The following is a 13,397-nucleotide window of genomic DNA, read 5'->3' on the forward strand; positions in this document are numbered from 1 at the left end:
GACCTACGGCGCCGGCTGGAAGGTGTTGAAGACGACGTCCCGGGCCGGGGCCTGCGCGGCCCACTGCGCGTCCGGGACGATCCAGTAGATCGAGTAGCCGTACTTGGCCGGACTGCCCGTCACGAAGCCGCGGTTGAGCGAGTGGCTCTTGGGCGTGCCGTTGGTCCACTCCCAGTCCGCCGCGTTGGTCCACTGCCGGTAGGTGATCGCCGCCAGGTTCACCCGCTGGTAGTTGGTCACCTGGCCGCGCACGTTCGGCTCGGACTCCTGCCAGTCGGCCAGGGCGCTCTCGCCGGGCGTGGTGGTCCACTCGATCCGCAGCTGGCTGCCGTCGGCGGAGTTCTTGAAGATCCGCCGGTTGGCCTCCGACCCGGCCGGCTGCAGCCAGTCCGGCAGCACGACCGAGAAGCCGCTCGGGTCCTGGTACGCGTGGAACCCGGCCGGCACCGCCCCACCGGGCGGGGTCGGCGCCGGGTCGCTCGACGCGGACGACGCCGACGGCTGCGGCTGCGGCTGTGCCGGGGTGGTGGCGGCCGGCGGCGGCACCGCGGCCGAGGACGGCGCCTCGGTGGGCGTGCCGCCCGGAGCCGGCGCACTGCCCGTCGCCGCCGGCCCCGCGCTCGGCGTGGCCTCCCCGGTGGTCGCGGCCGGCGAGGTGGCGCCCGCACTGTGCGTGCCGGCCCCCTTCGCCCCGGTGTCCCCGCTACCGACCGCCCGGACCACCGCGACGATCCCGGCGATCAGCAGCAGCACGACCACCACGGTCGCGATGGCCAGCCGCCGCCGTCCCTTGCGCGGATCGGCCCCGGCCGCCTGGGTCGCGCCCATCGTCCACTCACTGGTCACCGGCCGGATCGGCTCGGTCGCCGGCGCCGACGCGGCCGGATCGGCCGCCTCGGCCGGCCCCGCTGCCTCCGCCACGGGCTCCACGGCCTTGGCCCGGCTCCCCACCCGGACCGTCCCCAGCAGCCCGCCCACGGTCCGCTTCGGCGTCTCCTTCGGCGTCTCCTCCGGAGCCGGGGCCTCCTGCGCGCTGCCTTCCCCGGCGGCGTCCTTCTGCTCCGCCTTCTCCCCGCCCGCGACCGGCACCGCGTGCTCGGTGGTCGACTCCGCCCGCGCGGTCGCCTCCGCCACCACCCGCTTGAGCATGGAGCGGGTCTGCGTCGCGTCCAGCCGCTTCGCGGGGTCCTTCTCCAGCAGCCCCTCGATCACCGGCAGCAGCGGCCCGGCGTTCACCGGCGTGGTCAGGTCCTCGGTCATCACCGCGGTCAGGGTGGCCAGCGCCGACCCCCGGTCGTACGGCGGGCGCCCCTCGACCATCGCGTACAGCGTCCCGCCCAGCGACCACAGGTCGGCCGGCGGACCGGGCTTCTGCCCGCGCGCCCGCTCCGGGGATATGTACGAGGGCGCGCCGACCAGCATCCCGGTGGACGTCACCGAGGCGTCGCCCTCGACACTGGCGATCCCGAAGTCGGTGAGCACGACCCGGCCGTCCTCGCCGATCAGCACGTTGGACGGCTTGACGTCCCGGTGCAGGATGCCCAGCGCGTGCGCCGCGATCAGCACGCCCAGCACGTCCAGCGCGATCTCCGCCGCCCGGGCGGGCGCCAGCGGCCCGTCCTCCCGCACGACGTCGGCCAACGAGCGGGACTCGACCAGCTCCATCACGATCCACGGCCGGTCGTCCTCGTCGACGACGTCGAAGACGGTCACCGCCGAGTTGTGCCGGATCCGCGCGGTGGCCTTCGCCTCGCGCAGCGTCCGGACGATCAGCCGGTGCTTCTCCTCCTCCTCGACGCTGGCGTTCATCCGCAGTTCCTTGACCGCGACGGTCCGGCCCAGCATCTCGTCCTCGGCGCGCCAGACAGTGCCCATGCCACCGCGTCCGAGCACGCCGTTCAGCCGGTAGCGGCCGGCCAGGAGGCGGCCGGTGGAACCCTGCGCCTGGGTCATTCGGAACGTTCCCCCATGTGCTGCTGGCGGTCGTGGTGACGGCGCGTCGGCCCGGCCCGGGCCCGAACGCCCAAGCCTCCATCATCCCCTGTCCGGGAAGGTGGCGGCCACCCGCCCCCCGTCCCAAGCCGGGACGAACCGGAACGGGTGCGACGCTCCGTGCCCGATCTGTGATCGAAAACTCGCCATGATCTGCCCGGAGCGCTGCTACCGTTCGGCAGCTCATCGTTTTTCCGGGGGGACTCGATGCCCATGACCGCACCCGCACCGGGCGCTGACGGCCCGTCGCCACGCCCGCGCACCGCCCAGCACTTCTCGGTGGCCCCGGTCCTGGACACCCCCGAGGGCTACGTCGCCCCCGGCATGCCCGGCGTCCCGGTCACCGGCTACACCCCCGACACCCCCGCCCCCCTCCGCCGGGCCCCCCGCCGCCGCACCGCCCTGGCCCTCGCCCTCGCCCTGCTCGCCACGCTCCTCGGCGGCCTCGCCTACGGCTGCGCGCCCCTGCGCGCCGCCGACAGCCTCGGCTGGCTCACCATCGCCCAGGCCGGCCTGGTCGCCCTCCCCCTCGGCTGCCTGGGCGGCCGGAACCCGCTGCTCCCGCCCCTGGGCGCCCTCCTCGCCGCCGGCGCCCTCCTGCTCGGCCAACTCACCCAGCACCTGCGCCTGCTCCTCGCCACCACCCCCACCCCCCACCCGCTCCTCCCCCAGACCCTCACCGGCTGGCGCGGCGACCTCCGCCCCCTCGACCTGGCCTTCTACGCCATCGCCCTGATCGGCGGCTTCCTCCTCACCCGCCGCTCCGCCAACGGCACCTGATCCCCACCCCCGGGAACACCGACGGCCCGCTCCCCTCGGAGGGAGAACGGGCCGTCAGCCGAGGACCGGACCGTCAGCGGTGGTCCAGCGCCGGGTTGACCGTCACCTCGACCCGCTGGAACTCCTTCAGCTCCGTGTAGCCCGTGGTGGCCATCGCCCGGCGCAGCGCCCCGAACAGGTTCATCGTCCCGTCCGGAGTGTGCGAGGGCCCGGTCAGGATCTCCTCGGTGCTGCCGACCGTCCCGAGGTCGACCCGCTTCCCGCGCGGCAGCTCCTCGTGGACCGCCTCCATCCCCCAGTGGAAGCCCTTGCCCGGAGCGTCCGTCGCCCGCGCCAGCGCCGCCCCGATCATGACCGCGTCGGCACCGCAGGCGACCGCCTTCGGAATGTCGCCGCTGTACCCGACGCCACCGTCCGCGATCACGTGCACGTAGCGCCCGCCGGACTCGTCCATGTAGTCCCGACGCGCGGCCGCGACGTCCGCCACCGCGGTCGCCATCGGCACCTGGATCCCGAGCACGTTCCGGGTGGTGTGCGCGGCGCCCCCGCCGAAGCCCACCAGCACGCCGGCCGCGCCGGTCCGCATCAGGTGCAGCGCGGCGGTGTACGTGGCGCAGCCGCCGACGATCACCGGAACGTCCAGCTCGTAGATGAACTGCTTGAGGTTCAGCGGCTCGGCGGCGCTGGAGACGTGCTCGGCCGAGACGGTGGTGCCGCGGATGACGAAGACGTCGACCCCGGCGTCCACGACGGCCTTGGAGAACTCGGCGGTCCGCTGCGGGGAGAGCGCGGCGGCGGTGACGACGCCGGAGTCGCGGACCTCCTGGATCCGCTGCTTGATCAGCTCGGCGCGGATCGGCGCGGAGTAGATCTCCTGGAGGCGGCGGGTCGCGGTGGCCTCGTCGGTGATCGAGGCGATCTCGTCCAGCAGCGGCTGCGGGTCCTCGTAGCGGGTCCAGAGGCCTTCGAGGTTCAGCACGCCCAGGCCGCCGAGGCGACCGATGGCGATGGCCTGCTGCGGCGAGACCACGCTGTCCATGGGGGCGGCCAGGAACGGCAGCTCGAAGCGGTAGGCGTCGATCTGCCAGGCGATCGAGACCTCCTTCGGGTCACGCGTACGCCGGCTGGGGACGACGGCGATGTCGTCGAAGGCGTACGCCCGGCGGCCGCGCTTGCCTCGCCCGATCTCGATCTCAGTCACTTCGAGCCCTTCTGGTTTGTTGCTCATGCCCGCCGGGTCACCCCGGCCGCCCCCAGTATCCCGTACCAGCGCTGGTGGCGCCCCGACGGCCCGGTCCCCGGACGCGCGGAAGGGCCCGCCGCGGCGGGCCCTTCCGGGGTCGAGCGGGTCAGCGCGACGAGTAGTTCGGCGCCTCGACGGTCATCTGGATGTCGTGCGGGTGGCTCTCCTTGAGGCCCGCCGAGGTGATCCGGACGAAGCGGCCCTTGCTCTCCATCTCGGCGATGGTGGCGGCACCGACGTAGCCCATGGTCTGGCGCAGGCCGCCGACCAGCTGGTGCAGCACGGCCGACAGCGGGCCGCGGTACTGGACCTGGCCCTCGATGCCCTCGGGGACGAGCTTGTCGTCCGAGGCGACCTCGGCCTGGAAGTAGCGGTCCTTGGAGTAGGAGCGGCCCTGGCCGCGGGACTGCATGGCGCCCAGCGAGCCCATGCCGCGGTAGGACTTGAACTGCTTGCCGTTGATGAACAGCAGCTCGCCCGGGGACTCCTCGCAGCCGGCCAGCAGCGAGCCCAGCATCACGGTGTCGGCACCGGCGGCGAGCGCCTTGCCGATGTCGCCCGAGTACTGCAGGCCGCCGTCGCCGATGACCGGCACGCCGGCCGCCTGGCAGGCCAGCGCGGCCTCGTAGATGGCGGTGATCTGCGGGACGCCGATGCCGGCGACCACGCGGGTGGTGCAGATGGAGCCGGGGCCGACGCCGACCTTGACGCCGTCCACGCCGGCGTCGATCAGCGCCTGGGCGCCGTCGCGGGTGGCGACGTTGCCGCCGACCACGTCGACCTTGACGGCGGACTTGATCTTCTCGATCCAGGCCAGCGCGTTGTGGCTGTGGCCGTGCGAGGTGTCGACGACCAGGAAGTCCACGCCCGCCTCGACCAGGGCCTGGGCCCGGTCGAAGGCCTCGGCGCTGGCGCCGACGGCGGCGCCGACCAGCAGACGGCCCTCGGCGTCCTTGGCGGCGTTCGGGTACTGCTCGGCCTTGACGAAGTCCTTGACCGTGATCAGGCCCTTGATCCGGCCCTCGTCGTCGACCAGCGGGAGCTTCTCGATCTTGTGGCGGCGCAGCAGCGCCATCGCGTCCTCGCCGGAGATGCCGACCTTGCCGGTGATCAGCGGCATCGGGGTCATGATCTCGCGGACCCGGCGGGTGCGGTCCGACTCGAAGGCCATGTCGCGGTTGGTGACGATGCCGAGCAGCTTGCCGGACTCGTCGGCGATCGGGACGCCGGAGATGCGGAACTTGGCGCACAGCGCGTCGGCCTCGGCGAGCCTGGTGTCCGGGCCGACCGTGATCGGGTCGGTGACCATGCCGGACTCGGAGCGCTTCACCAGGTCGACCTGGTTGGCCTGGTCCTCGACCGACAGGTTGCGGTGCAGCACGCCGACGCCGCCCTGGCGGGCCATGGCGATGGCCATCCGCGCCTCGGTGACCTTGTCCATCGCCGCGGACAGCAACGGGATGTTGACGCGGACGTTCCGGGAGACCCGCGAGGAGGTGTCGACCTGGTTCGGCAGCACCGCGGAGGCCCCGGGCAGCAGCAGGACGTCATCGAACGTGAGCCCGAGCATGGCGAACTTCTCGGGTACGCCTGCGGCGTTGTAAGACATTTGGGGGTACCTTCCGTGGCCGGCCTTATCCGCTCGCGCCCAGAGGGAGGGGGCGCGTTGATCGCTCACTCGCGCAGACGGCCGAAAGCCGGGTGGCTTGGAGGAAGCTCCAACGGAACCCCGTGTGCACCCGCAAAACTTTGGCAACCTGCCCAGGCGCCGATACCCCATGGTACTGGCACCGCGAATGTGCCCTCGTGTGCCCTTGACAACAAGCGCCCCCGCGGGCTCATTCCGCCCGGCCGGGCCCCCTGGCCTGCGCCTCCGGTCAGGAGGAGGCGGCGCCCGGCCTCAGGAGGACTCCTCCGCGAGCGCCCGCAGCCGGCTGAGCGCGCGGTGCTGGGCGACCCGGACGGCCCCCGGCGACATCCCGAGCACCTCGCCGGTCTCCTCCGCCGACAGCCCGGCGGCCACCCGCAGCAGCACCAGCTCGCGCTGACGGGCCGGCAGGTTGGAGAGCAGCTCCTTGGCCCAGGCCGCGTCGCTGCTCAGCAGCGCCTGCTCCTCCGGGCCGAGCGCCTCGTCCGGCACCTCCGGCAGGTCGTCCTGCGGCACGACGGTGGAGCCGGGCCCGCGCATCGCGGCCCGCTGCAGATCGGCGATCTTGTGCGCGGCGATGCCGTAGACGAAGGCCTCGAACGGCCGTCCCTGGTCCTTGTACCGGGGCAGCGCGCACAGCACCGCGACACAGACCTCCTGGGCCACGTCGTCCACGTGGTGCCGGGCCCCGCCGGGCAGCCGGACCAGCCGGGCGCGGCAGTACCGCAGCGCCAGCGGGTGGACGTAGGCGAGCAGCGCGTCGATCGCCGGGCCCTCACCGCGCACGGCGGCCGCGACCAGTTCGCCCACCAGGGGGGAGCCGCCCGTGCCGAGCACCGGCGGGCGGCCCGGACCGTCCCCGGTCACGGAGTCGCCGGATTCCGCGTACGCGTCACGACCCGGGTCGGAGGGCTCGGCCTCACCCGGGTCCGCCTGGCCGGCCGCACCGGCGACATCGTCGCGCATCGGTCCATGGTGCCTGGTCGATCGGGAAAACGCGGCACCGCGTCCGGAGTTGTGCACCGGAACGTTATGCGCTGCGGCACCGTGCGGCGTGCCGCGCACCACCGGCCCCTCCTGCACCGTGCCGCCTCCCGCCGCGCCGCCGTGGGTGGTCCTGTCCGTCGCGCCGTCCGCCGAGTATCCTGCGGCTGCGTGGTTCGCCGCAGTGCCTGTCCGCTGGTCCCCGAGGTGCTCCACTCCTCCATGGTGCAACCTCGGGACCGTAACGTCACACGCCCGTGCGGCGTCCGCTCCGGAATTCGAGGGCGGCGCGCCGCGGCCGGCGGCGCCGCCGACGGTCAGCGGACCAGGCCCCAGCGGAAACCCAGCGCCACCGCGTGCGCACGGTCGGAGGCGCCGAGCTTCTTGAACAGCCGTCGGGCGTGGGTCTTGACGGTGTCCTCGGACAGGAACAGCTCGCGCCCGATCTCGGCGTTGCTGCGCCCGTGGCTCATGCCCTCCAGCACCTGGATCTCACGCGCCGTCAAGGTCGGTGCCGCGCCCATGTCGGGGCTGCGCAGCCGGCGCGGGGCGAGCCGCCAGGTCGGGTCGGCGAGGGCCTGGGTGACGGTGGCCCGCAGCTCGGCGCGCGAGGCGTCCTTGTGCAGGTACCCGCGGGCACCCGCGGCCACCGCGAGCGCGACCCCGTCGAGGTCCTCGGCGACGGTGAGCATGATGATCCGCGCGCCCGGATCGGCGGACAGCAGCCGCCGGACGGTCTCGACCCCGCCGAGGCCGGGCATCCGGACGTCCATCAGGACGAGATCGGAGCGGTCGGCCACCCAGCGGCGGAGGACCTCCTCCCCGTTCGTCGCGGTGGTGACCCGGTCCACACCGGGTACGGTCGCGACGGCGCGGCGAAGCGCCTCGCGGGCGAGCGGGGAATCGTCGCAAACGAGAACGGAAGTCATGACCGTCGTCCTCCGCAGCTGATCCGCGTCACGTTGAGCCTCCTGGCTGGTACGAACCTCTCCGACACGGCCGATCGGCGACGGACTTCGTCCTGATCGCCCCGACTTGCCCGCGATCGTTCCCGACGTCCGGCGCCCGCTAACCGCCTCCGCACTACCAACGACCGTCACTCGAATGAGTTACGGCCTTCGGGCCATCTCCACCACTGTACGTGGCCAACCCATTACCGATCAGCCGCATCGCGGTGCACACGCCGCACTTTTACGCAGCTCGCGCGCGGTGGGCGCACGACCCGCACGCCGGTACGGGTCGTCGCGCGCCCGTCGACCACCCGATTGCCACACCTCGCGCCCGCCGAACCCCTTGCCCACTTTGCCCGTTTTTATAGCTTTCGTATGGTCATTGACTGTTGTGCCAGTGTGTGGGTGACTTGTCCATGGAGTTGCCTTAAGTCATATTTCCAGGTGTCCACACCAGCGCGGGACGCCCCGCCGGGCACCGTTCGGCAGCAGCCCGCCGAAACGCCCGGCCGCCGCCGACCGCCTCTGAAGGGAATGAGCCATGGCAGATTTCTCCCGCCTCCCCGGTCCCAACGCGGACCTCTGGGACTGGCAGCTCTCGGCGGCCTGCCGCGGCGTGGACAGCTCGCTCTTCTTCCACCCGGAGGGTGAGCGCGGAGCGGCCCGCAGTTCGCGCGAGACCAGCGCCAAGGAGGTCTGCATGCGCTGCCCGGTGATCGCCGAGTGCGCGGCGCACGCCCTGGCGGTCCGCGAGCCGTACGGGGTCTGGGGCGGGATGACCGAGGACGAGCGCGAGGAGATGCTGGGCCGCTCGCGGCACCGCCTGGTGGAGGTCCCGTTGACCCCGCCGACGGTCGCGCACCGTTAGACCCGCGCCCGCGGCGCGCCGTGAAGAAACGTTCCTTCGCGGCGCATCAGGCCGCTCCGCCCCCCTCTGGGGAACCCGGTCACCGATCGTCAGCGATCGGCGGCCGCACCCGCCAGCCGCTCCCGCATCAGCGCGACGGCCGGCACCTCGGCCAGGTCCGGCAGGGTGAGCGCCACCACCTGGCGCACCGCCGGTGCCCCCGAGGCCGTCCGCACCGGAACCGTCGACACGCCGTCAGGACGCACCGACTGGAGGGCCAGCCGGGGCAGCACCGCCACCCCGAGCCCGGCCGCCACCAGGCCGACCACCGCCGGGTAGTCGTCGGTCGCGAAGTCGATCCGGGGCTCGAAACCCGCCCCCGCGCACAGCTCCACCAGGTGCCCCCGGCACTGCGGGCAGCCGGCGATCCACTGCTCCCCCGCCAGCTCCGCCAGCTCCACCGGACCGCCCCGCCCGGCCAGCGGGTGGGCGGCCGGCAGCAGGCCCACCAGCGGGTCGTCCAGCAGCGGGGTGACCACCAGGTCGGACCAGTCGGTGCCGGCCGACAGCTGCTGGGCCTCCAGGTTCGCCTCGGCCCGGGCCTCGCGCGGCGTGCCGTGCGCGGGGGCGGGCGCCGCGGCCGCACCGTCGGACTGCGGGTAGCGGAAGGCCAGCGCGATCTCGCACTCGCCGCCGCGCAGCATCGCCAGCGACTCCGGCGGCTCGGCCTCGACCAGCGACACGCGCACCCCCGGATGGCTGTCCCGCAGGCGGGCGACCGCGGGCGGCACCAGGGTGGAACTCGCGGTCGGGAAGGAGACCAGCCGCACCCGGCCGGCCCGCAGCCCGGCGATCGCGGCCACCTCCTCCTCGGCGGCGGAGAGCCCGGCCAGGATCCCGGTGGCATGCTTGAGCAGCACCCGCCCGGCCTCGCTGAGCTGCATCCCGCGGCCCGAGCGGACCACCAGCGGGGTGTCCACCGACTTCTCCAGGGCCTTCATCTGCTGGCTGATGGCGGGCTGGGTGCACCCCAGCTCGCGGGCGGCGGCGGAGAAGGAGCCGGTGCGGGCGACGGCACGCAGGACGCGCAGGTGGCGGGCCTCGATCATGCCTCAGTTATAAGGCAATCTTTGCATTCTGCAAAATTCTACTGATAGTTGAAGCATCAAGCGCACCCACCGAACAACGGCCGGAGGCCCGGTCCGACTCCCCGAGGGAGTGGACCGGGCCTCCGGTCAGGCGTCGGTGCCTCAGTGCGAGTGGCCGTGGCCGCCGTGCGAGTGACCGGCGTCGGCCTCCTCCTCCTTCTTCTCCACCACGAGGGTCTCGGTGGTGAGGAGCAGGGAGGCGATCGAGGCGGCGTTCTCCAGCGCGGAGCGGGTGACCTTGACCGGGTCGATGACGCCGGCCTTCAGCAGGTCGCCGTACTCGCCGGTGGCCGCGTTGAAGCCGTGACCGGCCTCCAGCTCGGCGACCTTGTGGGTGATGACGTAGCCCTCGAGGCCGGCGTTCTGGGCGATCCAGCGCAGCGGCTCGTGCAGCGCCTTGCGGACCACGGCGACACCGGTGGCCTCGTCACCCGACAGGCCCAGGCCGTCGTTCAGCACCTTGGCCGCGTGCACCAGCGAGGCGCCACCGCCGGCGACGATGCCCTCCTCGACCGCGGCGCGGGTCGCCGAGATGGCGTCCTCCAGGCGGTGCTTGCGCTCCTTGAGCTCCACCTCGGTGGCGGCGCCGACCTTGATGACACAGACGCCGCCGGCCAGCTTGGCCAGGCGCTCCTGCAGCTTCTCGCGGTCCCAGTCGGAGTCGGTCGCGGCGATCTCGCCCTTGATCTGGGCGACGCGGCCGGCCACGGCCTCGGAGTCACCGGCACCGTCGACGACGGTGGTGTCGTCCTTGGTGATGGTCACGCGGCGGGCGGTGCCCAGCACGTCCAGACCGGCCTGGTCGAGCTTGAGGCCGACCTCCTCGGAGATGACCGTGCCGCCGGTGAGGACGGCCAGGTCGCCGAGGATCGCCTTGCGGCGGTCGCCGAAGCCCGGGGCCTTGACGGCGACGGCGTTGAAGGTGCCGCGGATCTTGTTCACGACCAGGGTCGACAGCGCCTCGCCGTCGACGTCCTCGGCGATGATCAGCAGCGGCTTGGAGGCACCGCTCTGCAGGATCTTCTCCAGCAGCGGCAGCAGCTCCTGGATGGAGGAGATCTTGCCCTGGTTGATCAGGATGTACGGGTCCTCGAGGACCGCTTCCTGGCGCTCGGCGTCGGTGACGAAGTACGGCGACAGGTAGCCCTTGTCGAACTGCATGCCCTCGGTGAAGTCCAGCTCCACGCCGAAGGTGTTCGACTCCTCGACGGTGATGACACCGTCCTTGCCGACCTTGTCGATCGCCTCGGCGATCAGCTCGCCGACCTGGGTGTCCTGCGCGGAGAGGGACGCGACGGCGGCGACGTCGTCCTTGCCCTCGATCTCGCGGGCGATGGACAGCAGGTGCTCGGAGACGGCGGCGACGGCCTTGTCGATGCCCTTCTTGAGGGCGGCCGGGCCGGCACCGGCGGCGACGTTGCGCAGACCCTCGTTGACCAGGGCCTGGGCCAGCACGGTGGCGGTGGTGGTGCCGTCACCCGCGACGTCGTTGGTCTTGGTGGCGACCTCCTTGACGAGCTGCGCGCCAAGGTTCTCGTACGGGTCGTCCAGCTCGACCTCACGGGCGATGGTGACACCGTCGTTGGTGATGGTCGGGGCGCCGAACTTCTTGTCGATGACGACGTTGCGGCCCTTGGGGCCGATGGTCACCTTGACGGTGTCGGCCAGCTTGTTGACACCGCGCTCCAGCGAGCGGCGGGCGTCCTCGTCGAACTGCAGGATCTTCGCCATGTTCCCTATTCCCTCGGGGCTGCGGCCGGCCGGCCGCCGAACTACGTGAACCAACAACCACGCCCCGGGCCCCTGTCACTAGGGACACGGATCCGGGGCGGGTCGGAACGACTTACTTCTCGATGATGGCGAGAACGTCGCGGGCGGAGAGGACGAGATACTCCTCGCCCTGGTACTTCACCTCAGTGCCGCCGTACTTCGAGTACAGGACGATGTCACCCACGGCGACGTCGAGCGGCAGACGCTGGCCGTCCTCGAAGCGGCCCGGGCCGACAGCCAGGACGACGCCCTCCTGGGGCTTCTCCTTGGCGGTGTCCGGGATAACCAGGCCGGAGGCCGTGGTGGTCTCGGCGTCGAGCGGCTGGACCACAATGCGGTCCTCGAGCGGCTTGATGGCAACCTTGCTGCTGGTGGTCACGTCCGAGCTCCCCTTCGGAGATTACGGGGTTTTCTAACGGGTAGGGGCGAACCTGCGTACCTGCCGTCGCGGGGGTCAGGCACACGTCTTCGCATTAGCACTCCCCCAGTGGGGAGTGCCAAGGACGACCATAGGCTGCCGTTAGCACTCAGTCAACCAGAGTGCCAACGACGCGCCCTGCGGGCTCGACCCGCGGACGAGCGGCCACACTCCGGATCCACTCCCCGGGCCCCGCCGGCGACGCCGTCCGCGCCGGCGCTGCCGGCCCTGCTGACGGGCCGACCGGTCAGAATGACCTGGTGGACACCGAGAACCTCCAGCCCCTGCTGACCCCCGAGGGTCAGGCCCTGCTCGCCGAGCTGCGCGAGTTCACCCCCGAGGAGGAGCTGGCGCTGGCCACCCGGCTGCGGCGGGAGCACCCGGCGGAGCTGGTGTCGGCGGCGTTCGGCCAGGCGCGGCTGCGGCAGCGGGCGCGGGCGAAGTTCGGGGCGGACGCCGACCTGATGTACTTCACGCCCAACGGGGTCGAGCAGTCCACCCGGCGCAGCGTGGCCGAGTGGCGGGCCCGCCGCTTCGCCGAGCTGGGCGTACGGCGCCTGGCGGACCTCTGCTGCGGCATCGGCGGGGACGTGCTGGCCCTGGCCCGGGCCGGGATCCGGGTGCTGGCCGTCGACAAGGACCCGGCGGCCTGCGCCGCCACCGCCGCCAACGCCGCCGCGCTGGGCCTGTCGGAGCTGGTGGAGGTGCGCTGCGCGGACGTCGCCGAGGTGGACGTCACCGGCTACGACGCGGTGTTCACCGACCCGGCGCGGCGCACCTCGCGCGGCCGGGTGTTCGACCCGGAGGCGTACGCCCCGCCGCTGTCCTGGGCGGTCGAGGCCGGGCGGCGGACCCCGATCGGCGCGTTGAAGGTCGCCCCGGGCATCCCGCACGAGGCCGTCCCGGCGGACGCCGAGGCCGAGTGGGTCTCCGACCACGGGGACGTCAAGGAGGCGGTGCTCTGGTTCGGCACCGGGGCGGTCCGCCCGCACCGCGCGACCCTGCTGCCGCACGGCGACAGCCTGACCGGCGGCGACCTGCCCGACCCGCCGGCCGGCCCGGTCGGGCGCTACCTGTACGAGCCGGACGGCGCGGTGATCCGGGCGCACCTGGTGGCCGAGGTGGCCGGGCAGGTCGACGGCCGGCTGATCGACCCGAAGATCGCCTACGTGACCTCGGACCGCCTGGTCGCCACCCCGTACGCGCACGCCTTCGAACTCACCGACGTGCTCCCGTACAACGTCAAGAAGCTGAAGGCGCTGCTGCGCGAGCGCGCGGTCGGCACGGTGGTGATCAAGAAGCGCGGGATGGCGATCACCCCGGAGGAACTGCGCCGCCAGCTCAAGCCCTCCGGGCCGAACTCCGTCACGGTGATCCTCAGCCGCACCGACAACGGGCCGCTGATGATGCTGGGCCGGCCGGTCTGAGCGGACAGGGCCTAGGTTCTGTCCGGCGGATCATGTGACTTCTCCATGCCGGGCTCGTTGTGCCCGGCATGGGGCGGGGTGATCTGACGAACGACGAATGGGGCCGGCTGGCACCGCATCTGCCGGGAAGCGGTCGGCGGGGCGGGCGCTGGAACGACCACCGCAGGGTGATCAACGGGATCTTGTTCCG

The 13,397-nt window shown here is 72.7% G+C and carries 11 protein-coding genes and 1 pseudogene; 4 read left to right on the forward strand and 8 right to left on the reverse strand.

All coding sequences use genetic code 11. The features are described from left to right. Positions 1-3: 3 nt before the first annotated feature. Positions 4-1,953, reverse strand: a complete 1,950-nt coding sequence (locus ACFY2K_RS32910) for a serine/threonine-protein kinase (protein ID WP_380521208.1) — start codon at positions 1,951-1,953, stop codon at positions 4-6. A 252-nt stretch (positions 1,954-2,205) separates the two neighbouring features. On the opposite strand from ACFY2K_RS32910, the gene ACFY2K_RS32915 reads away from it, so the two are divergent. Next, positions 2,206-2,772 (forward strand): hypothetical protein, encoded by a 567-nt coding sequence (locus ACFY2K_RS32915; RefSeq protein ID WP_387716324.1) that lies wholly within the window; start codon positions 2,206-2,208, stop codon positions 2,770-2,772. A gap of 73 nt (positions 2,773-2,845) precedes the next feature. Here the strand turns inward: ACFY2K_RS32915 and ACFY2K_RS32920 are convergent, their stop codons facing one another. From ACFY2K_RS32920 to ACFY2K_RS32935, 4 genes are all read right to left on the reverse strand, one after another. Further along, the gene (locus ACFY2K_RS32920) at positions 2,846-3,973 is read right to left on the reverse strand and encodes a GuaB3 family IMP dehydrogenase-related protein (RefSeq protein ID WP_375882152.1); all 1,128 of its coding nucleotides are present in this window, start codon (positions 3,971-3,973) and stop codon (positions 2,846-2,848) included. Between the two features lie 148 nt (positions 3,974-4,121). Continuing rightward, positions 4,122-5,624 (reverse strand): IMP dehydrogenase, encoded by a 1,503-nt coding sequence (gene guaB / locus ACFY2K_RS32925; protein WP_375882150.1) that lies wholly within the window; start codon positions 5,622-5,624, stop codon positions 4,122-4,124. Between the two features lie 291 nt (positions 5,625-5,915). Continuing rightward, the gene (gene shbA, locus ACFY2K_RS32930; protein WP_375882147.1) at positions 5,916-6,629 is read right to left on the reverse strand and encodes an RNA polymerase sigma factor ShbA; all 714 of its coding nucleotides are present in this window, start codon (positions 6,627-6,629) and stop codon (positions 5,916-5,918) included. Between the two features lie 335 nt (positions 6,630-6,964). Continuing rightward, positions 6,965-7,576: a response regulator transcription factor gene (locus ACFY2K_RS32935; RefSeq protein WP_014136228.1), complete on the reverse strand. Its 612-nt coding sequence runs from the start codon at positions 7,574-7,576 to the stop codon at positions 6,965-6,967. A 562-nt stretch (positions 7,577-8,138) separates the two neighbouring features. On the opposite strand from ACFY2K_RS32935, the gene ACFY2K_RS32940 reads away from it, so the two are divergent. Next, positions 8,139-8,465: a WhiB family transcriptional regulator gene (locus tag ACFY2K_RS32940; protein WP_387716327.1), complete on the forward strand. Its 327-nt coding sequence runs from the start codon at positions 8,139-8,141 to the stop codon at positions 8,463-8,465. An 89-nt stretch (positions 8,466-8,554) separates the two neighbouring features. Here ACFY2K_RS32940 and ACFY2K_RS32945 read toward each other — a convergent pair whose 3' ends face one another. The 3 genes from ACFY2K_RS32945 to groES form a co-directional block, all read right to left on the reverse strand. After that, entirely contained in the window at positions 8,555-9,553 is a 999-nt protein-coding gene (locus tag ACFY2K_RS32945) for a LysR family transcriptional regulator (protein ID WP_375882141.1), read from the reverse strand. A gap of 141 nt (positions 9,554-9,694) precedes the next feature. Next, positions 9,695-11,323, reverse strand: coding sequence for a chaperonin GroEL (gene groL, locus ACFY2K_RS32950; protein ID WP_375882138.1), 1,629 nt, complete (start codon positions 11,321-11,323; stop codon positions 9,695-9,697). Between the two features lie 112 nt (positions 11,324-11,435). Then, positions 11,436-11,741, reverse strand: a complete 306-nt coding sequence (gene groES / locus ACFY2K_RS32955) for a co-chaperone GroES (RefSeq protein WP_014136232.1) — start codon at positions 11,739-11,741, stop codon at positions 11,436-11,438. Positions 11,742-12,037: 296 nt separating this feature from the next. Here groES and ACFY2K_RS32960 point away from each other — a divergent pair, with 296 nt between their 5' ends. After that, positions 12,038-13,207 carry a methyltransferase domain-containing protein gene (locus ACFY2K_RS32960; RefSeq protein WP_375882358.1) on the forward strand — a complete coding sequence of 390 codons (1,170 nt, stop codon included), beginning with the start codon at positions 12,038-12,040 and terminating at the stop codon, positions 13,205-13,207. Positions 13,208-13,275: 68 nt separating this feature from the next. Further along, positions 13,276-13,397, forward strand: a pseudogene (locus ACFY2K_RS32965) (IS5/IS1182 family transposase); the annotation flags it as partial.

Source organism: Kitasatospora sp. NPDC001309, assembly GCF_042896295.1.
Lineage (GTDB): Bacteria > Actinomycetota > Actinomycetes > Streptomycetales > Streptomycetaceae > Kitasatospora.